This window comes from Roseivirga sp. (assembly GCF_049099775.1).
GTDB lineage: Bacteria > Bacteroidota > Bacteroidia > Cytophagales > Cyclobacteriaceae > Roseivirga.
The window spans coordinates 805056-824593 of sequence record NZ_JAGDZM010000004.1; the positions used below are offsets into that span (position 1 = coordinate 805056).

Annotated in this window: 21 protein-coding genes and 1 tRNA gene; 5 read left to right on the forward strand and 17 right to left on the reverse strand. The window is 37.5% G+C overall.

Translation table 11 applies throughout. The annotated features are described in order from the left end of the window. The first annotated feature begins 51 nt into the window (after positions 1–51). Entirely contained in the window at positions 52–495 is a 444-nt protein-coding gene (locus JXQ92_RS08095) for a peroxiredoxin (protein ID WP_421986095.1), read from the forward strand. A gap of 41 nt (positions 496–536) precedes the next feature. Beyond that, entirely contained in the window at positions 537–1424 is an 888-nt protein-coding gene (locus tag JXQ92_RS08100; RefSeq protein WP_421986096.1) for a hypothetical protein, read from the forward strand. Here JXQ92_RS08100 and JXQ92_RS08105 read toward each other — a convergent pair. Then, positions 1405–2076: an ABC transporter ATP-binding protein gene (locus JXQ92_RS08105; RefSeq protein WP_421986097.1), complete on the reverse strand. Its 672-nt coding sequence runs from the start codon at positions 2074–2076 to the stop codon at positions 1405–1407. The genes JXQ92_RS08100 and JXQ92_RS08105 overlap by 20 nt on opposite strands. A 121-nt stretch (positions 2077–2197) precedes the next feature. Here JXQ92_RS08105 and sucC point away from each other — a divergent pair, with 121 nt between their 5' ends. From sucC to JXQ92_RS08120, 3 genes are all read left to right on the forward strand, one after another. After that, positions 2198–3409 (forward strand): ADP-forming succinate--CoA ligase subunit beta, encoded by a 1212-nt coding sequence (gene sucC, locus JXQ92_RS08110; protein WP_421986098.1) that lies wholly within the window; start codon positions 2198–2200, stop codon positions 3407–3409. 6 nt (positions 3410–3415) lie between these two features. Beyond that, positions 3416–3489 (forward strand) — tRNA-Arg (locus JXQ92_RS08115). A gap of 128 nt (positions 3490–3617) precedes the next feature. Next, positions 3618–4568: a hypothetical protein gene (locus JXQ92_RS08120; RefSeq protein WP_421986099.1), complete on the forward strand. Its 951-nt coding sequence runs from the start codon at positions 3618–3620 to the stop codon at positions 4566–4568. 22 nt (positions 4569–4590) lie between these two features. Here JXQ92_RS08120 and JXQ92_RS08125 read toward each other — a convergent pair whose 3' ends face one another. From JXQ92_RS08125 to JXQ92_RS08200, 16 genes are all read right to left on the reverse strand, one after another. Beyond that, positions 4591–6483 (reverse strand): polysaccharide biosynthesis protein, encoded by a 1893-nt coding sequence (locus JXQ92_RS08125; RefSeq protein WP_421986100.1) that lies wholly within the window; start codon positions 6481–6483, stop codon positions 4591–4593. Continuing rightward, positions 6480–7622, reverse strand: coding sequence for a DegT/DnrJ/EryC1/StrS family aminotransferase (locus JXQ92_RS08130; protein ID WP_421986101.1), 1143 nt, complete (start codon positions 7620–7622; stop codon positions 6480–6482). The genes JXQ92_RS08125 and JXQ92_RS08130 overlap by 4 nt, the downstream gene beginning before the upstream one ends. Then, positions 7615–8214: an acetyltransferase gene (locus JXQ92_RS08135; RefSeq protein WP_421986102.1), complete on the reverse strand. Its 600-nt coding sequence runs from the start codon at positions 8212–8214 to the stop codon at positions 7615–7617. The genes JXQ92_RS08130 and JXQ92_RS08135 overlap by 8 nt, the downstream gene beginning before the upstream one ends. Then, positions 8211–8819 (reverse strand): sugar transferase, encoded by a 609-nt coding sequence (locus tag JXQ92_RS08140; protein WP_421986103.1) that lies wholly within the window; start codon positions 8817–8819, stop codon positions 8211–8213. Before JXQ92_RS08140 ends, JXQ92_RS08135 begins: the two co-directional genes overlap by 4 nt. Continuing rightward, on the reverse strand, positions 8812–9420 hold the full coding sequence (locus JXQ92_RS08145) for a glycosyltransferase (protein WP_421986419.1): 609 nt from the start codon (positions 9418–9420) through the stop codon (positions 8812–8814). The genes JXQ92_RS08140 and JXQ92_RS08145 overlap by 8 nt, the downstream gene beginning before the upstream one ends. Before the next feature lie 10 nt (positions 9421–9430). Then, positions 9431–9955 carry a glycosyltransferase gene (locus JXQ92_RS08150; RefSeq protein ID WP_421986104.1) on the reverse strand — a complete coding sequence of 175 codons (525 nt, stop codon included), beginning with the start codon at positions 9953–9955 and terminating at the stop codon, positions 9431–9433. Further along, complete coding sequence (locus tag JXQ92_RS08155; RefSeq protein WP_421986105.1) at positions 9933–11180, reverse strand: hypothetical protein; 1248 nt, start codon at positions 11178–11180, stop codon at positions 9933–9935. Before JXQ92_RS08155 ends, JXQ92_RS08150 begins: the two co-directional genes overlap by 23 nt. Before the next feature lie 46 nt (positions 11181–11226). Then, a complete protein-coding gene (locus JXQ92_RS08160; RefSeq protein WP_421986106.1) occupies positions 11227–12363 on the reverse strand; it encodes a glycosyltransferase family 4 protein in 1137 nt (378 codons plus the stop codon). Then, positions 12360–13421, reverse strand: coding sequence for a glycosyltransferase family 4 protein (locus tag JXQ92_RS08165; RefSeq protein WP_421986107.1), 1062 nt, complete (start codon positions 13419–13421; stop codon positions 12360–12362). Before JXQ92_RS08165 ends, JXQ92_RS08160 begins: the two co-directional genes overlap by 4 nt. 15 nt (positions 13422–13436) lie before the next feature. Further along, entirely contained in the window at positions 13437–14354 is a 918-nt protein-coding gene (locus tag JXQ92_RS08170; protein ID WP_421986108.1) for a glycosyltransferase family 8 protein, read from the reverse strand. Further along, on the reverse strand, positions 14351–15535 hold the full coding sequence (locus JXQ92_RS08175) for a polysialyltransferase family glycosyltransferase (protein WP_421986109.1): 1185 nt from the start codon (positions 15533–15535) through the stop codon (positions 14351–14353). Before JXQ92_RS08175 ends, JXQ92_RS08170 begins: the two co-directional genes overlap by 4 nt. Before the next feature lie 3 nt (positions 15536–15538). Beyond that, a complete protein-coding gene (locus JXQ92_RS08180) occupies positions 15539–16030 on the reverse strand; it encodes a KdsC family phosphatase (protein ID WP_421986110.1) in 492 nt (163 codons plus the stop codon). After that, positions 16030–17070, reverse strand: a complete 1041-nt coding sequence (locus JXQ92_RS08185; RefSeq protein WP_421986111.1) for an N-acetylneuraminate synthase family protein — start codon at positions 17068–17070, stop codon at positions 16030–16032. Before JXQ92_RS08185 ends, JXQ92_RS08180 begins: the two co-directional genes overlap by 1 nt. A gap of 39 nt (positions 17071–17109) precedes the next feature. Next, positions 17110–17784, reverse strand: a complete 675-nt coding sequence (locus JXQ92_RS08190; protein ID WP_421986112.1) for a hypothetical protein — start codon at positions 17782–17784, stop codon at positions 17110–17112. Positions 17785–17846: 62 nt separating this feature from the next. Further along, positions 17847–18602 (reverse strand): cytidylyltransferase domain-containing protein, encoded by a 756-nt coding sequence (locus tag JXQ92_RS08195; RefSeq protein ID WP_421986113.1) that lies wholly within the window; start codon positions 18600–18602, stop codon positions 17847–17849. 31 nt (positions 18603–18633) lie between these two features. Next, positions 18634–19536, reverse strand: coding sequence for a sulfotransferase family protein (locus JXQ92_RS08200; protein ID WP_421986114.1), 903 nt, complete (start codon positions 19534–19536; stop codon positions 18634–18636). Positions 19537–19538 lie beyond the last annotated feature (2 nt).

Here is a 19538-nt window from a genome sequence, read left to right on the forward strand (position 1 = left end):
CTGCGAATATCAGGTTTTATTGTAGATTTATAAGAATTAACATCCATTAGTATGGCACTAAATAAAGGATCAAAAGCTCCTAATTTTACATTACCAAGTACAGATGGGAACAACTTTAAATTAGAGCATAACGTTCCTTGCATTATCTATTTTTACCCAAAAGATTTTACTCCAGGGTGCACTGAAGAGGCATGCAGTTTTAGAGATGGGTTTTCCGAACTTAGAAACCTAGACATTAACGTATTTGGCATTAGCAGGGACTCTTTAGAGCAGCATTTAAAGTTTAAGAGTACGCATAACTTGCCGTTCGAACTTCTTAGCGATAAATCGGGAAATGTTTGTAAAGCGTATGATGCCCTATTGCCAATAGTGAAAATCCCAAAAAGAGTGACTTATTTGATTGACTCGGACATGACAATCAAAGCTGTTTATTCTGATCTTTTTGGTGCAAAAAAACACCTTGAACAGATGATATCTGAATTAAAAGTTGAATAAAACGCGAAAATGTTCGTTCGAATTATAAATTTGCAGTTCGCATGAAAAATATCCGTTCGAGTAAAAGCATTTTACTCCTCTTTTTATTTTTAATAAGTCCTTTGGCCATTGCACAGCAATATGTAACGACCGGTGACTTTGATAGAATCTCAAAATTATCTTTTGGCCTGGGTATGAATACATACTTTGGTGAGTTAAGAAGAGCAACTGATTCTAATTTACAGGCAGGTTTAAGCGCTTCTATTGGATATGAACATTTGTTTACAGACAAACTGGCTATTAGAACATCGTTAAGCCTTTATAAAATTCAGGCGGATGACCAGCTATCTCCTTTGACGGACAATAATACAAGAAATCTAAATTTCAAATCAGTAAATACTGAGTTCGTAATTCAAGGGGTTTATTATATGTTCAGACACCCCAGTTCTGGCTACAAAGATCGAGCATTTCTGAATCCATATATACATTTGGGTGTTGGAATTACAACCAATAACCCCAAAGCTTCTTTAAATCTCACTGATTATGATCTCAGACCTTTATCGCTTGAAGGTGTACAATATGGAGGCATTGCACCTGTAATTCCGTTTGGTGCTGGCTTGAGTATTTTTATCTCAAGGTACGTAGATCTTCAAGTAGAATTTCAATATACTCAGGCCTTAACAGGCTACTTAGATGATGTAAGCGGTGTATATCGAGATCCTTCGTCATTCTCTGATACCAATGGTGTTCAAGCAGTAACTTTAGGACTTTTATCCGATCCTAGAACAGCTCTTAATCCTCCATTTCAAGCCGTTTCGGCGGGTACAGCGCGAGGCGATGGTAGTAACGATTCTTACTTGAGATTCGGGTTTCGTTTAGGAGTCTACCTACCAAAATCACTTTACGGCAAGTCCTCAATTAGATGTAAAGTCACGAAGAGGACAAGATAACACCATCCGCAATTTCGACTTTCCTATCAGACATTTGAGCCAACTCTGGATTATGAGTTACTATTACAAATGTTTTGTCAAAATCATCTCTAAGCTTAAAAAACAACTTGTGCAGCTCTTCTGCATTCTTTGAATCTAAATTCCCACTTGGTTCATCAGCAAATATAATTGCCGGATCATTTATCAATGATCGAGCGACAGCCACCCTCTGCTGTTCACCACCGGAAAGTTCTGAAGGTTTGTGCAAAGCTCTTTTTCCCAGTCCTAAGATTTTGAGTAATTCCAATGCACGAGCTCTGACTTGCTTTTCAGGCTTCCCCCCTATAAATCCAGGTAAACAAACATTCTCTACAGCAGAAAATTCGGTTAGTAAATTATGAAACTGAAAAACAAAACCAAGACGTTCATTCCGAAAACTGGCCAATTTCTGGCTTGATAAATCAGTTATTATAGTGTCATCAATCGAAAGGTTGCCACCCTCAGGAACATCCAAAGTTCCTAAAATATGTAAAAGTGTACTCTTACCCGCTCCAGAGGCTCCCACTATGGAAAGAATCTCTTTTCTATTAACCTCTAAATCTACACCTTTAAGCACTTTAAGTGCCGAGTAAGACTTTGTCAAATTATTTGCAGAAAGAATAGGTTTGGACATAACTGATCAAACATAAGGATTAAAGTAATACAACCATCACCAAGATATAGGTAATAGTCCGATTTCACTTGTAATTATAAGCCCAAAGGCATAGCTTCGCACAAAATTTGAGATCAAGGATATGAACATTCATGAGTACCAAGCCAAAGAGCTTTTAAAAGGATACGGAGTTAAAATTCAAGAAGGTATTGTAGCAGACAGTCCAGCTGAAGCTACTAATGCAGCGAAGAAACTCAATGAAATGACTGGCACTAGCTGGTATGTACTAAAAGCTCAAATCCACGCAGGTGGACGCGGAAAGGGTCAAGTACAAGAAACAGGATCTAATGGTGTTGTTTTGGCCAAGAGTCTGGATGAAGTTGCACCAAAAGCAGATGCCATTCTAGGTGGAACACTTGTAACTCACCAAACTGGTCCAGAAGGTAAAAAAGTAAACAAAATCCTTATTGCTCAGGATGTTTACTATCCCGGTGATTCAGAACCTAAAGAATATTACCTCTCTATCTTACTAGACAGAGCCAAAGGTTGCAATGTTATCATGGCGTCTACTGAAGGTGGAATGGACATTGAAACTGTGGCAGAAGAAACGCCAGAGAAAATCATAAAAGAGTGGATTGATCCAACGGTAGGGTTGCAAGGATTTCAAGCTAGGAAGGTTGCTTTCAAACTCGGTCTTGAAGGGCAAGCCATGAAGGAAATGGTTAAATTCATTTTCTCTCTTTATAAAGCATACGACAACAGTGACGCTTCTCAATTCGAGATCAACCCAGTTCTAAAAACTTCAGATAATCAGATTTTAGCAGTAGATGCGAAAGTAAACCTTGATGACAATGGTCTTTTCAGGCACAAAGATCTTTTAGAATTAAGAGACGTGACAGAAGAAGATCCGTCAGAGGTTGAAGCGGGTGAATTTGGTTTGAGCTATGTAAAGCTAGATGGCAATGTTGGCTGCATGGTAAATGGAGCAGGTTTAGCTATGGCTACAATGGATATTATTAAGCTCTCTGGGGGTGAACCAGCTAACTTTTTAGATGTTGGGGGTACCGCAAACGCCGAGACAGTAGAAGCTGGGTTTAGAATTATCATGAAAGACCCTAACGTTAAAGCAATCTTGATCAACATCTTTGGTGGTATCGTAAGATGTGATAGAGTTGCCAATGGTGTGGTAGAAGCATTCAAGAAGATTGGTAACATAGAAATACCAATTATTGTACGCCTTCAAGGAACAAATGCTGAGGAAGCTGCTAAGATTATAAACGAAAGTGGTCTAGCTGTAGAATCTGCCATAGTACTTAAAGATGCAGCCTTAAAAGTTCAAGCCGCCTTAAACTAATACTTTGCATTCGTAGCTCAACTGGATAGAGCACCAGATTTCGGCTCTGGGGGTTGAGGGTTCGACTCCTTCCGAGTGCGCAAAAACTTCTGAGATTTCTCAGGAGTTTTTTTTTGGTGTAAATAATGTTAAATTTGTTCACCTCTTCTGAGAATTATTTGCTCACAACCTCCTTTTAATTAGATTTGTATTAATTGAGTTTATCTCGATGAGAAAAATTACTTTCATCTTATGCCTGGTTATAGCGTTTGCAGATATTGCAGATGCCCAAAGTTTCTACTCTAGACGCCGTGACCGTCTATGGATGGGTTCGTATGGCGTAGGCTTTTCGACATATCATGGCGATATGCACGATGTCTTTTATGACGGTTTGTCTAGTGCCCTAGGAGGAACTCTTACCGGAGGAATTCGCAGAAAATTTGGCTCCCAACTCTCTTTACGTTTAGACCTTAGTTATTACCAGATTGGCGGAGATGATGCTGAAGGTGGTGCTAATGCTATTATAAATAGACCAGCAGGACGAGCCTCGGGAGAGGATGATACTCGATTTGTAAGGAACCTCAATTTCCGATCTAGGAATTTAGAGCTTTCTTTAATGGCAGTTCTTAATCTAATACCAGTTGATGGAAGTTATACAAGACGCCCAATTGTTAATCCATATTTACTATTTGGAATAGGTCGCTCACAAAATCGACCAAAAACTTACCTCCCTGGAGATGAAGGAAATTACTCTATCAATTTATGGGAAATTCAAACTGAAGCTGCCGCGCCAGTTTCCTCCTACCCTAAATCTGTAACCGTGATTCCTTTTGGCATTGGTTTACGCATTAAAGCCAGTAGACAAATTGACATCTTATTAGAGGGTGCGCGCCGTTTTACCTTTACTGATTACTTAGATGATATAGCGACTGAATATCCGAGCTTACAACAAGTTATAGATTGGAATGGTGGACCAGGGTCTGAATCAGCCAACATTGCGGTTCAAGTTTACGACCGATCTGTGGAAGGTGGATTTGAGGCTAGGCAACTAGGGAATACAAGAGGGAGAGAAAACAACGATGCTTATTACATTTTCTCTATTAAACTGGAATTTTACTTACCAGATAATTTCTTGACAGAATTACTTTCTCCTTCAAGAAGGAAACCAAAATTCAGGTAACCTCTTTAATATTCTTACAAGTTCAACTATCTAAAGTCTCGAATTTTGAAGCCTTGCTTTTATATTCGACTATGAAGGATTTTAATTGAGCCACCAAATTGTAATCGAGATCGTCCTTGGGCTCGTTCAGCAGGTTATTTAGTTTGTCAAAATCAGATTTAACTTCAGAAAAGTCTAATTTTCTAGTATTCGCTATCATAATCTTTGGGTGATGAGTGGCCATATTATTCTCATCGTTCCCAAGAAGCTCTTCATAAAGCTTTTCCCCTGGCCTTAATCCGGTAAAAGAAATTTCAATATCTTTTCCTTCTACCAACCCTGAAAGCTGAATCATCCTTTTCGCTAAATCAACAATCTTAACCGATTTGCCCATATCAAAGACGAAAATTTCTCCACCTTCTCCCATAGAAGCTGCTTCAAGTACAAGGCTGCACGCTTCGGGAATTGTCATGAAAAACCTTGTTATATCAGGATGTGTAACTGTTATAGGTCCTCCTTGACGGATTTGTTTCTTGAAAATAGGAATAACAGACCCATTAGAGCCTAAAACATTACCGAATCTAGTAGTAATAAATCGAACATTTGTTTTACCCATAGTCTGCAGAAGATCGTTCAACGACTGGACATAGATTTCAGCAGCACGCTTAGTAGCTCCCATAACACTCGTAGGGTTTACTGCTTTATCCGTTGAAATCATTACGAACTTTTCAACTTCAAACTCAACTGATACGTCGGCAAGGTTTTTTGTACCCATTATATTACAGGAGATTGCCTCCGAAACATTAATTTCCATCATTGGCACGTGCTTATAGGCAGCAGCATGAAAGACTATATCTGGCTTGTGTATCTTAAAACATTCTTTTACTCTAGATATATTAGTTACATCGGCAACAAAACATATTAGCCTTTCCTCGAGATTAATAATACTTCGTATTTCATTTTCTATTTCAAAAAGGCCTGTTTCTGATTGATCTAACAATACTATACTAGCAGGATTATACCTTACAACCTGTCGAACAATTTCCGCTCCGATGGAGCCCGCAGCACCTGTTACAAGTATTGACTTGCCTTTTACTTCCTTTGAAACATATTGGTTATTCAACACAATCATATTTCGGCCCAGAAGATCTTCAATTCTTACTTCTTTGATTTGAGAAATATCAAATTCTCCACCAATCCATTGGTCGGCAGATGGCACAGTTGAAACTTTGATTCCAAATTCTAAGCATTTATCAACCAATTCGTTTTTTCGATCTAGAGAAATGCTGGAGGCTGCTATAATTAGTTCAGTTGGGCCATATTTCATCACGACCTTTTCAAATTCTTCAATCGCTGAGAATATCTTTACGCCTGCTATAATGTTACCAATCTTGCGTTGATTGTCTTCCAAAAAGCCAACTACCTTAATATTCGAGCTCGTGTCATTGTCAAGAAGCTGCTTAGTTAACATGCCAGATTGACCTGCACCCATAATCAAAATTTTGCGCTGAGCTTTTGGAACAGTTCTATAAAATGCAAAAAGTTCTTTAACTAATAACCGGTAACTAATGGTCGCCACTAATGAAGCTAGGAACGCAATTACAGCAACCGAATTAGGAACAGAATTCTTAGAGATATAGTTAACAGCCAGTACTATTAGAAGGGTAAGTAGGTTTGCATAAAACACCCTAACTGTATCCTGAGTTCCAGTATATCTAATTATGCCCGCGAAACTCCTTGTTAATAACGAACTGATCAAGCCTGCCGCGGTAAAAATCACAATCCCTCTTATGAAATCATATTCATAAAGCTGATCGAGTTGGAAATTTAGCCTAAGAAGATATGCTGTTAACGCTGCGAATGAAAACACCATTAGGTCGATGAAAATTATAATCCATCGAGGTAAAACGTTAAGGGTTTTTATTCTACTTATCATCTATTGTCAAGTGCCGATTCAACACTATGCTTAATTCTAGATACTTCTTTTTCTTCCAAATTAGAACCTGATGGTAGGCAAAGACCATTTTTGAATAACAATTCCGATACCCCAGTTCTATAAAAAGGATATTTTTCAAAAACAGGTTGCTTATGCATTGGTTTCCACAATGGCCTTGATTCTATATTGTCCTTAAGCATGGCTAGCCTTAGCACTTCTCGGTTAATGTGAGCTTTCTCAGGATCGATAGTAATCGCTGATAGCCAGTGATTAGAAAAATAGTCCTTATCAGGTTCTGACAATACTTCTATACCTTCTACACCTTCAAATAATTCTCTATAAAAATGATTTAACCTTCTTCTCTTCTTGACCCATTGATCCAAAACTAACATTTGGCCTCTTCCGATCCCCGCTACAACATTAGACATCCTATAGTTATATCCTATTTCACTATGTTGGTAATGAACTTCATTATCTCTTGCCTGTGTTGCTAAATAGCGAGCTTTTTGAACCCATTCTTTATTATTTGATAAAAGGGCGCCTCCTCCAGAAGTGGTTATTATTTTATTTCCGTTAAATGAAAAAATACCGAAATCACCAAATGAGCCTAGTTTTTTACCTTTATAAGATGAGCCCAATGCCTCGGCAGCATCTTCAATTATTGGTATCTCAAATTCCTTACAAATAGACAGTATCTCATCTAGTTTGGCCGGCATACCATATAGATGTACTAAAATTAAAGCTTTCGGTTTACTACCCTTCGAAACCCTATCTTGTATTGCAATTCTAAGTGATTTCGGATCTATATTCCACGTATCTGGTTCACTATCGATCATAATCGGAATTGCTCCTTGATAGACCACAGGGTTTATAGAACCAGAAAAGGTAAAACTCGAAACAAGGACTTCATCTTTTGGTTTTACTCCTAATATTATGAGTGCTAGATGAATTGCAGCGGTTCCGCTGGTTAAAACTGCTGCATGGTCAACACCAGAATATTCTTGCAAATCAACTTCAAAACCATCTACATTGGGACCTAATGGAGCAATCCAATTTGAGGTAAACGCTGAGTCAATAAAACTCTGCTCTTTCCCACCCATATGTGGTGATGAAAGCCAGATTCTGGGGTTTTCACTCATTATATTTGATTATTCTTCCAGGGTTACCTACTACAACAGCATTATCCGGGATATCTGAAGTCACTATCGTTCCTGCTCCAATCGTAGCCCATTTTCCAATATTCAAATTAGGGAGTATTGTAGCTCCTGCTCCTATGTGACTCCCCTTACCAATAGTAATGGTACCACAAAGTGTTGCATTAGGAGAAATATGAACAAAATCTTCTAATGTACAGTCGTGATCAATGGATGAAGAGGTATTGATAATGCAATGACTACCAATATTAGTTGAACTATTAACTATAGCTCCTGCCATGATTGCTGTACCTTGACCAATTGTAACATCATCTCCTAATACCGAATTAGGATGGATTGCCCAGCCAAAAACAACGTTTAATGAATCAGCAACTTTCTTTCTTATTTTATTAGATCCAATCGACACTATTACTTGGTCAGAGTCCTTTGACTCATAATTCGATTCATGAATTACACTATACGATTGCAATGTTTTGATGCTACTGTTTGCATCAACTAAAAATTCAACTTCAACATCCTGCTTCTCAAGAATATCAATAATTACCTTCGCATGACCCGATGCTCCAAATAAAATCATTCTGGTTTTCCTGTAAATTTCTCCATTGTTACCGATGTACTTGAACTAATATCTTTAGGTCTAAATACTTTTAGTATTGTTAAAAATAAGATTTTAAGATCTAAGCCAAAAGACTGGTACTCGACATACCAAACATCCAATTCAAACTTCCTTTTCCAGCTTATGGAATTTCTACCATTTACTTGTGCCCAACCTGTAATTCCAGGACGAACATTGTGCCTTTTAGATTGCTCTGAATTGTATAGTTCAAGGTACTCAACCAATAAAGGGCGGGGACCGACAAGGGACATATCACCTAGAACCACATTCAGTAATTGCGGTATTTCATCAATAGACAACTTTCTTACTAATTTTCCGATCCCGGTAAGCCGTTGCTCATCTGGAAGTAGAACACCATTAGAATCAGTCGTACTAGTCATTGTTTTGAATTTGAATATCTTAAAAACATGACCATTAAGCCCAGGACGAGATTGAAAAAAAAACGGATTCCCTTTATTATTTATTAGCAATAAAATAGCGGTTATTAAAAACACTGGAAAAAGAACTAAAAAAGCAACTAGACTAAAGCAGAAATCAAGTAATCTTTTCCCCCCTGCTTTATACATTATTCAGATTCATAAAGTTAAAAATGCGTTCATTTATCTTATTGACATCGAACTTTTCTTGAGCCATCATCAAGCTTTTGGCGCCCATCTTTGCTATATGACCTGGATTTTGAATGAAATATTCAATTGCCTTTTCCAAAGCTAAGCTGTCTTTTGTTGGAATCAAAAATCCGTTTTTATCATGGTCAACTGTTTCTCTACATCCAGGATGATCAGTCGTTATAATAGGTTTAGACATTGCCATAGCTTCTTGAATAGTCCTAGGTAATCCTTCATTGTAATATGTTGGTAAAACAAAAACATCAGCATTATCCATAAATGGGCGGATATCATCTGTTGTTCCCATGTAATTAATTATACCCGTAGCATGCATAGATTCTATCTCCTGACTTGAGATTCCTCCAGGGTTTGGATCTACCCACCCTAAAAGTTGTACTTCAAAATTTGAATGTTTTTGCTTTAACCTTTTTGCTGCTTCAAACAGCTCCGGAATACCTTTCTCCTTTATTAATCTGGCTATAAATAAGAACTTAACTACGTCAGATTTAGACTCTTTGGAACTAGACCTATAGTACTCTAAATCTACACCTGTACCTTCAATAACGGTCCTTTTAGATGTTTTTTTTCAGAATGCCTTCGTTTAAAAATAGCTCTTGATCAGTGGAGTTCTGAAAAATGGTGCCATTCGCTGTAGATAATGCTCGTGTGTAAAGCTTTTTTACAATACTTCTTATTATTTTTTCTTTAAAACTAGATGAATCAAAGCCTGAACCTCTACCAGTTATCAGAGCGTATCTTTTGTTTTTTTTCGAATCCGAGGCCAATAAACCAAACACTACTGGCTTGATTGTATAGGCTAATGTATAATCAGGGTCGAGTAATCTAATTTGTTTCCTAAGTTTAAAAAATGCCAACAGATCTTTTATTGGGTTGAGCCCAGTTCTCTCGAAGGTATTCGAAATAGATGTAACCCCTAGAGCTTCGACTGATCTCTTTGTTTTCTCATCTATATAGGGTGCGGTAGCATAAACATCAAATTTTTCAGTTAATGCCTTTAAAAGTGGCCCTCTAAAGTTTATTAAAGATGAAGCAAAACCACCTATCAGTAAGAATTTAGGTTTTCTGGAGCGCTGCAATTTTCTTTAGCTTTTGTGCCCTTTGCTTTTTCCTTTTTAAAGAAAGGAAAGCAACTCTTTTATCCGAATAAGCATAAATTATCATAAACATAAACGGGTATAAGATTATCCTTTGCCTTGCAATTAGTCCTAAGTTAACCAATGCTAGACCCGCCCCTAAAGCAAAAAGGGCAACGAAAACAAAGCAAAAAGCAATTAATCTATCTTTTCTGAGCATACGCAAGGATCTAATAACGCTCTTGCGGTTTTTGAATATTAAGAACCAAATGATGTAAATATCTAGAAAACTTATAATCTGTAAAAAGCCACCAACCTCCCAAGGGAATGGTCTTAAAAGGATATTCATTGGTGCCTGTATAAAAGCTAATGGACCACCACCGATTGTTATTTCACTACCTCCATAGGATGATTTCCTTCTTTGATCAACTGCAAAATCAGTAACCTCAGTAACATCTTGAACACCAAGTACCGAGAGGAAATATACAGCACCTATGACGGCCACAGAAAGTATAAATACATTCTTTACTGTTAGCTTTTTTAAAGAAACTAAGAAATAAGAACCTGCCAAAGCAAAAGCAAGCATGGCTGCCAACTGAGGCCTAACTAAAAAGCACCAGAACAAACCTAAGCCCATGATAGGAAGGCTTTGTTTTTGGTTACGATCAACCATACCGGTTAGGAATAGGCCTGCACCGAAAACAATCCATGCATCTTTACTAATATTGGCCGTCCAAAACCAAAGTGATGGATAAAGTAGCAACCAAAGCAAATAAGTCCGATAGTCTGAACCGCCGTAAGCCCTGAAAAACACCTTGGCAAAATACATCAACCCTATCATGCATAAACCAGAATATAACAACCAAGTACCTCTGAAACTTTCTCCAACAATTAAAATAAGTATAGCTGCTGGATAGCCTACGAAATTGGTGCCTTGAAAAGCAGGACCTCTCCATAGTTCACGATCATATAAAGGAGACAAGTCGAAACGGCCAAAATATGATGAAAAGCGCCTTCCCCAAGTAAAATAAGTAACTGGATCTGCCGAACCATTATAAATGGCAAAGGCAACATAGGAATAAGCTAACACTCCTACTATTCTCGCTATTGACCCATAAAAAATTACTTGCTGAAACCGGCTTGGAATATTTCTCTGGCCAACCAAATAGATTACTATCAGAAAAATGACAATAGCAATTAAGAAGCCTGGTATCTCGAAAGGAGCCACAGATTATTTTAGTTAAGTTTTGTCTTTAATATGAAAGTCAGACACATTAATCAAGCTGTTTATAGAATTGGTGAGTCTCATCTACCATACGAGGCAAGTTATAGTAAGACTTTAGCCTTTCTTGAGCATTTTCCACAACCTGACGCTGCTCACATGGATTTTCAAGAACCTTAATTACTTGATCTGCGAATTGATCGATCTGGTACGGAGGTACTAAATAGCCACTTTTTTTGTTTTCTATTAATTCATTGCTAGCAGGCACATCCCAAGCCACTACTGGTGTCATCGCAGAAAATGCCTCTAAAAACACTACACCAAAACCTTCTGAAACAGAAGGAACTACCACAACATCTGAGTTTGCCATGTAGTGACCAACCTCTTTTGTATACCCTAGAAATTCAATGACATTTTCTAGGCCTTGACCCTTAACTATACTTCTTAATTCTTCTTCCAGTCTACCAGACCCTGCAATTAACAGTTTAACATCATCGAATTTGGTTGCTATTGTCTGCATCGCTTCAATAATGAACTTATGTCCTTTAAAAGCGACCAATCTTCCTGCAATAAGAATTTGCTTGTCCGCTTTTCTGTAATCGGGATTGTCTTTTTCTCTAGATAAATCGGGGATATCAAAGCCTAAATGAATCCGCTTTAGCTTGCCCTTCTTGCTCATTTTTATGGCTTCGAAAAAATTTCGAAGTCCATCCGAAACAGTGAAAGATGCATCTGTCCAAAGCTCTACCCACCGACTAATAAGATAGAATGGCTTCAACTCATGCTTACTAGAATCATACCCATGCTTCGCCGTAAAGTCATTGTCATAGCCATGTTTAGTAGAAACGAATTTCGGTATTAGTCCAAAGGTGAGTTTTACTAGGGAAAGATAGAAATCTGCATGGATCAAATGCGTATGAACGATATCATAATCTCCGCTTTTAACTACCCTATGAATCTTCCGTAGAATACCTAAAGTCGGAACCTTACCGATATTCACCTCATAAGTTTTTACACCGATTTGATTGAGCCTCCTAATGAACTCTCCGCCTTGACCACCTTGATGATTGGTGTATAATCGTAAAAATTCAATGTCAATTCCCTTGGCGATGAGCGCTGGAATTATGGCAAGTTGATAGTTCTCTGCTCCGAAAATTCCACCCTCTTTTTGAACAAATAATACTTTCATTTCGAAAGAACGAGATTGTGAACGTCATCAGCCATACTTGGTCCATTGTAATCTGCAAGTGCCTTAGCCATACTTTGATCACCTAATTTTTGCCTTAGCGATTCATCTAACAAAACTTTTCTCATCACTTGACTAATAGCTTCAGCATTATTGTTAAATAAAAGACCATCAGTCATTTCAGTGACACCCTCTTTAATTCCAGCTACGTCTGATGCTATGATTGGCAAACCACAAGATCTTGCCTCCATTATACTATAACAAATCGTTTCACCCTCTGAAGCATGAATGTAAACATCAAGTTCATGATAAAATTCTGGCAAATCAGTATAGGCTACCTGACCGAGAAATTTTACAACATTCTCTAACCTTTTATCCTTGACAATACTTTTTAAGTGCTCTGCATTTGGTCCGTCACCCGCTATTCTGAGTGAAACTCTTTGCTCACCAGCTTTCTTAAGTATTTCCAAAGCATCAAAAACCAAATCAAAGCGTTTTCCATCGACCAATCGACTGCACATGCCGAAGGTTACATTTTCATTCGGCTCCCTAATTACATGTGACTGAAACTTCTTGGGGTTTATTTTTTTCTGGACAAAATGAGTCTTAGTCTTAAAAGCACTAGGTACGCCATGGTTTCTAAAAAAGACGATAATACCATCCGTAATAAACCAATTGATCACTGAATAGAACTTCCCTTGCAAGCCCTTAAATGCAGAACTTGTATGTTCGAAGCAGAAAAGCCTAATCGACTTACGATTTCTGAAGTAGCAAAAGGGACTTAAGCTATAGGTATGCAGAAATACAGTTGAAGCTTTCAGCTCTTTTATTAATGACCATACCTTCTTGTACGAGCGAATATCGACAACACTATTTCTCTTGAAATAATAGAAATCTATACTTTTTGATAAACAATATTCTTCTAGCTCCCAGTTTAAAGGTTCTATACCGTAGAAAACCACAATATGTTCGAACTTATTTTTTGAGTCGCTTTCTACAAAATCTCTTAAAAAGCTACCCAAGCCACCTGCTCCAGAATATGTAAGATGAACTGCCCTCAAAACTTACTTAAAGTGTTAACCAAAGCCGTTAATCAGTTTCTGTGTTTTTACCATGAGTAGCCTTCTATATTTGATGATCATATTCTTAAAATTTCGATCGATGGGTTCATAATCTCGAAAGCTGGTTCTCTTTAGATATTTCCAATAGAGCTTCCTATATGGATGAATATCCAAATAATTCCAAGGATTCATAGACCCTGTGTAGTGTATAATAACTGGGTTTTTAGTGGCTACTTTAACTTCTTCTAAGCTATAGGGTAAATCTTTGATCTTAAATGGGAACAACAGGTAAAAGTGATGCAAATTATATTTAGGAGAGGCAATTTTCCAGTTGTTGTAATAAAGCGGGTTAAGTGTATCTTGTGTCGGAGCGCCTAGTATTTTCTCATTCTTTATAATATGGGCTGTCGTTTTTTCTGAAACGCCCCATTCTCTCCATTTTTTCAAATCAATCAATAGTACACCACAATTGAAGTTTGTTTCTGAATTCCGATGTTCTGGGTGAATGCCAAACTTAGAAAATTCACTTTTTCGCACTTCAGCTACACCAGCAAAAAGCTGATCTTCATTTAATTCTGTATTATAGAACTCCTCGATACTTCCATTAACTATTATATCAACATCAATAGACAAGACTCTATCTAAATCTGGAAGCAGCTCGCCTATGTGCAGGCGAGTATAAATTATTTTATAGTAGTTTTCGTTATAATACCGATTCGTCAATTTAGGCAACGACTCATATTTATAATCAATAAAACTTAGACCAAAATTCTCTCCATGGAACTCCTTTTTTAATAGCCTTTCAATCTCATCTTGATCTTCAGAGTAGATAAAAAGGTCAAAACGCTGTCCTGAATGATTGTCGAACAACGAGCGTAACATCACAACGGCATGTTGTGTATAATTTCTGTCAAAAGTTAGAAAAAGGTTCATAATTGATATTCTGGATTCCTCAAAACATCTACTAAACTCTCTTCATTTACACTTTTAGGTAAAATGAATGTTTCTTTAATCATTTCTTTGTCGGAGGTGCTCTTAAACTCTATATCACTGGTTTCAAATGTTCGAAAGTCAAGTATTTGAATCTCTCCTACTTTAGCTAAAGCCTCTTGTAACCCTGAATAAAAGATACTAAACAAGATTGTCGGCTTCCAATAGACAGCTGGAACCACGAGTGTAGAATAGAAGCCGAAACAACCATTTGCGCTCTGTATGACTGCGTTAAAGTTATCTACTTTCCTCAAGTACGTGATATTATCATCTTCCGGGAGCCAATCAGAAAAATAAGATTCAGGGTGAAGCTTTATGTAGAGCCTAGCATCTTTGCTTTTTACAAACTCATTTAATTTCAAATAAAAACTAATCATCTCCTCACGACTCAATGTCTCTTCACCCATAGAATTTTGAGCCATTGCTTGATCAATATGCAAATAGAAGCTATCGTTAATTAAATCTTCTTCTTTCTTGAGGTAACCAATTAACTCTGAACTTCCAATATACCTGATATGATGATCCGAAATTCTATCTGTCTCTCGATGAATAGTAGAATTGTAAGGACTTAAGCATAGATAATAATCCACCTTTTTAACTCTCAAAGGCAGGTATTTAGCAGCCCAATATTCTCCTTTATTCTTTTGAAAAAATGTAAATACTGCAATCCAAAGCAGTTTGAACTTGTCAAATCCCTTGAGTGAATTACGGGCGAAATTTAAAGTACTGAACCCTTCTCCTTTCTTCTGAACTGCGACTGCAGCAGCTTTTTCTTGCTTATTCCAGAAACGCTCCCGTGTTCTGTAGTCTTTATAGTTCGTATAAATACCATGCTGGAGAATAAAAGTCGGAATATTTCTTAATTGAGTAACATGGTTAAGAATCATAGAAAGGCCAGAGTCGACTGACATAAAAATCACTCCGTCTGGTTCAATTTCATCTAGAATGGAGTCGGCATCTTGGAACTCATGCCAATATTTACAAGGAAAATCTTCTGCATGATTAGACTCGGAGGGAAAAGCAGAGGGTAAAAAAGTGAAATCGAACTCCTTCTTTAAATCATAAAACACAGCGACCCAATCCTTTCTATGTGTGGGCCAAACTAACAGGTAGTGCTTTTTCAAAGATTAGTCAATCAAATCCTCGATATCCATTTCTTGAGCTACGATCCACTCCACGAATTCTCTAAATGCCCCATCTCCACCTGATTTCTTGGTAGTAAAATGCACGTACTTCTTAATATAATCTGGGGCGTTTGCCGGGGCCGCTGAAATGCCAACCGCTTTTAGTAAAGTTAAATCACCGAGATCATCTCCAATATAAGCCACGTCTGAGAGCTCCAAGTTTAAACGACTACACTCATTTTGAGCAACCGTCAGTTTATCAGAAATTCCTTGATGAAGGATATCAATATTCAACTTTTCAGCCCTTCTATTGACTATTTCGGTATTTTCACCTGTAATTATTCCAACAGGTATGCCCAGCTTTCTGGCAAAGATGATACCTGCACTGTCAGATGTATTGAATTTCTTCCACTCGTTGCCAGTTTGGTCATAGAACATACCTCCATCTGTCCAAACGCCATCAATATCAGTAAGTATTAGTTTAGGTAAGGCCATTATTCAACTGCTTCTTTATAGATGACTTCATTAGCAGATAGATCATTAATTAATTTCTTCCCGATAATAGCATCACGGTCAGCCCATTGAAAACCGTCTCCGGGGCTTAAAAGGTGGATATCATCTAAACCAACAACATCTCCTGCCCTCATATTTCGTTTAGTAGCGACGCTTCGTTCTAGTTTCACTTTAGCAGCTAAAACGGCCTCGCTTCTTTCTTTCTTTACTTCACCAAAAGCTAATTCTAGATTTCTAATATCTCTAACCATTCTATGCATACCATCCGGTGCAAGGGAACCTGCTTGATCGGTACCTTTCATCTTTCGATCTAGCGTAATGTGTTTTTCAATAGTAGAGGCACCCATAGCAACCGCCGCTAAGGGGATGGCAATACCAATACTATGATCGGAATAGCCTATTTCGAAATCGCTATATTTTTGCTTCAAATAATGTATGCTGTTCAAATTGATGTTCTTGTATTCGCTTGGGTACTGAGATAAACAGTGCAAAATCGTCACCTGACTGTGATGTTTTGTGATGATATCCAATGCGTCATCTATCTCTTTCTCTCCGCCCATGCCTGTCGAGAAAATAATTGGAATATTTGTCTCAGCCATGGCATTTAACAATGGTAGGTTTGTCAAATCTCGACTAGCCACTTTTAGACGGTCTGGGGTGAATAGTTTAAGCATGCTTAAACAACCAATTGCACAAAGTGTCTCGACAAAATCTAGCCCTTTATCTTTTGCATAGCGATAAAGTTCATAGTGCTGCGCATCATTCAATTCCAGCTTTGCTCTATGTTCCCCATAGGTTTTACCGAAGCTATGAGGAGAATTATAAGGGTTATTCATAGCCGAAGCAGAGAGTTCCTCATTTAAATCCCTTTTGGTAAGCTTTACAGCATCCCATGGCTGAAGTTCGTTATCGAATAAGTTATCCTTGACCGGTTGAGCGGCATTATCAATCAATAGCTTAGCTAGGTCGACTGATCCATTATGATTCTGCCCAATTTCACCGATTAAATATGTTTTTGCCATGTCGTTAACTTAAGAAATTGTATGATTAAACTCTAATGTCTACTTGGATAGAATAGCGTAATTCTTCGGTGAGATTAAGTTTGCTTCATAAAGCTTATCTATACACCAATAGTCGTTTTTGAAGGCCAATTTTAAGTTTTTAACTGCTCTCTCACTCAGTTTCTCTTTTGTTTTATTTTTGTTCTTTTTTAAGTGGGTTTTAACATCGATACCAAAATTCTCCTTCATATCTGAATTCAGGTTCTCAGTAGTCAGAACAGCTTTCACATTTTCCTTATCAAACTCCTTTAAAAAAGTTCCGATATAAAAGTAAATATCTTCCTTGATATGATGAATGTAATATTCTGGTTGTGAAAGATCTATTTGAATTTCTCCAGATTCATCGAAAAGGCTTTCTGCAAAATGATTGAAAGACTCAAATTGCTTCAAAAGCTCATACTCTCCAGGAAATCTAAATTGCTGCTCTTTAGTTTCACAAACCAATTTGTAGCGCCAATTAAATGCTGACATGCACCTAGAAATTGGATTTCTAATGACAATAATGTATTGCTTTGATTTATCATAATCTACTTCACCTATGTGCTTTTCAAAAAATTTGTAATCGTTTGAAAGGAGCTCTTCACGAACGGTAGAACCTCCACACTTACCCACGTGAATAAGTACTAATGGGGTAGTAATTTCTTTGAATTTCCTATATGCATTTTTTAGCATCATATGGATCTTTTATATAGGTTCAGGAATAATAAAAAGCCTCCAATTATATTTGGTTGCTTAGTCTATTTTGTAAAACTATTTATGCCTATTAGCATAGATTCATGTAATTTTTTGTTTGCATCTACTTCTTTAACCAAATCCAATATTGAAATATCGTGAGCCCTACCAAGGCGATTTAATAGATACTGGGCATTTAGAAGGTCTTCTTCCGTGTCAATGGTAAAGCGAAGGTCATCCCTCCTACTAATTACAGATGGAGCTGTTCGTAGTGCAACGTTAAAGACTTCCGGGTGAGCGTAAATGTAGTTTGTCACATGTTCGGAGTAGAACATGGCTTCATCCGTATTAATTAAGATATTTGCCGTTCTTTTCAATGCTTCCAAAGACACTCCTTCAACGAATAACCCCCAGTGTGTTTTAATTGCTGCAGTACCTGCTGCATTGCAATAACTGATATAATCTATGCCATTCGACAGTTCATCGAAGTAACTGACTACTTCATCAAGTTGTAAAAATGGATTATCAGAACAAATTCGTATTAAATGTTTGGCATCATACTCTTCCGCACAGTCAATAAAGCGCTGTAGAACATTGTCTTCAGCTCCTCTGAACACATTAACGTCATTCGCGTCTCCCCAACTCACCAAAGGGTCATCGGCCTCATTTGTAGTAGTGGCTAAGACAAATGGCAAATTGAGTCTCCTAACCTTCTCTATTTGAATATCAAGCAATGTCTTATCACCGTAGACGCGCTTAAGCACCTTACCTGGTAAACGTGTCGAGGACAATCGTGCTTGGATAATAATGAGATTACTCAAGGATTTTTTACTGTTCTAAATTTTGGAATGACTACTGTCCTTTGCTGAATTCAGTTTCTTTACTCCGTTGCTTTTTGATCATTCTCTTCGCTTTAACCCAGCCATGTATCCAGTGTGACATTTCTGAATATTTGCTGGTCCGATAATCGACTGAATGGTCTTGGTAACCTAAAATTTCGAGTAGGTAGCCTGCTCTACTTTGAAAAATCTTAATCTCTTTTGAAGAAAGCTTAGTTTTCCATGAATCTAACCTGTTCACAGAAACACCTTTCCCAACTAGACTGTGTTGTACTTGGGTGTAAGTAGGTAGGAAAGAATTATCACCTTTTATCATGTTGTCATCGAAACTGATGGCTAACCAGTCACAAATCCGTTTCAGTACGTCTTCTGGATTCCTGACCAATTCTTCATAAAAAACAGTATAAACATCTTCTCCCAAAGCCAAGGGAGCCATTCCTAGCGAAACCTTTTTCAGCCACCATTCAGAGGCTCTAATGGCATCTTTTGGTCCCCAAGTTAATGACCTAAAAGAGTTGTAAACTGCTCTCCCGTCTCTTATAATATGTAGGAATTTTGCTTGTGGGTAAAAAATCTTTAGTGAATGATAGTCGTAAAAATTGGTTGGGGTATGGTCAACAAAAAATCGATAGTCTTTATCATGAAACTTATAGTTAAGTAATTCTGGCAAAAACTGATATTTCTTAACTTGATTTAAGTCAATATGACTTAAGAACTCACCATCATTCCATAATCCAAATCGAAAATCAGACTTTAGGTATTCTAAATCTTTTTTTGATAGTAAATCATTACTTAACAGTCTCGACTTAAATTGAGACTCTGGTGCACTAACGCAGTCTCCAGAGCCACATAGCAACGAAGCCAACATGGTTGTACCACTTCTCTCACATCCTCCGATAAATAAAATATTCGACATTA

What these genes read in the sequence shown, in the direction of transcription:
- JXQ92_RS08135 (WP_421986102.1), bottom strand. Translation starts at nt 8,214, where the DNA reads ATGATTTTATTTGGAGCATCGGGTCATGCGAAGGTAATTATTGATATT.
- JXQ92_RS08125 (WP_421986100.1), bottom strand. Translation starts at nt 6,483, where the DNA reads ATGATAAGTAGAATAAAAACCCTTAACGTTTTACCTCGATGGATTATA.
- JXQ92_RS08100 (WP_421986096.1), top strand. Translation starts at nt 537, where the DNA reads ATGAAAAATATCCGTTCGAGTAAAAGCATTTTACTCCTCTTTTTATTT.
- JXQ92_RS08095 (WP_421986095.1), top strand. Translation starts at nt 52, where the DNA reads ATGGCACTAAATAAAGGATCAAAAGCTCCTAATTTTACATTACCAAGT.
- sucC (WP_421986098.1), top strand. Translation starts at nt 2,198, where the DNA reads ATGAACATTCATGAGTACCAAGCCAAAGAGCTTTTAAAAGGATACGGA.
- JXQ92_RS08140 (WP_421986103.1), bottom strand. Translation starts at nt 8,819, where the DNA reads ATGTATAAAGCAGGGGGGAAAAGATTACTTGATTTCTGCTTTAGTCTA.
- JXQ92_RS08160 (WP_421986106.1), bottom strand. Translation starts at nt 12,363, where the DNA reads ATGAAAGTATTATTTGTTCAAAAAGAGGGTGGAATTTTCGGAGCAGAG.
- JXQ92_RS08185 (WP_421986111.1), bottom strand. Translation starts at nt 17,070, where the DNA reads ATGGCAAAAACATATTTAATCGGTGAAATTGGGCAGAATCATAATGGA.
- JXQ92_RS08105 (WP_421986097.1), bottom strand. Translation starts at nt 2,076, where the DNA reads ATGTCCAAACCTATTCTTTCTGCAAATAATTTGACAAAGTCTTACTCG.
- JXQ92_RS08200 (WP_421986114.1), bottom strand. Translation starts at nt 19,536, where the DNA reads ATGTCGAATATTTTATTTATCGGAGGATGTGAGAGAAGTGGTACAACC.
- JXQ92_RS08190 (WP_421986112.1), bottom strand. Translation starts at nt 17,784, where the DNA reads ATGATGCTAAAAAATGCATATAGGAAATTCAAAGAAATTACTACCCCA.
- JXQ92_RS08170 (WP_421986108.1), bottom strand. Translation starts at nt 14,354, where the DNA reads ATGAACCTTTTTCTAACTTTTGACAGAAATTATACACAACATGCCGTT.
- JXQ92_RS08130 (WP_421986101.1), bottom strand. Translation starts at nt 7,622, where the DNA reads ATGAGTGAAAACCCCAGAATCTGGCTTTCATCACCACATATGGGTGGG.
- JXQ92_RS08180 (WP_421986110.1), bottom strand. Translation starts at nt 16,030, where the DNA reads ATGGCCTTACCTAAACTAATACTTACTGATATTGATGGCGTTTGGACA.
- JXQ92_RS08120 (WP_421986099.1), top strand. Translation starts at nt 3,618, where the DNA reads ATGAGAAAAATTACTTTCATCTTATGCCTGGTTATAGCGTTTGCAGAT.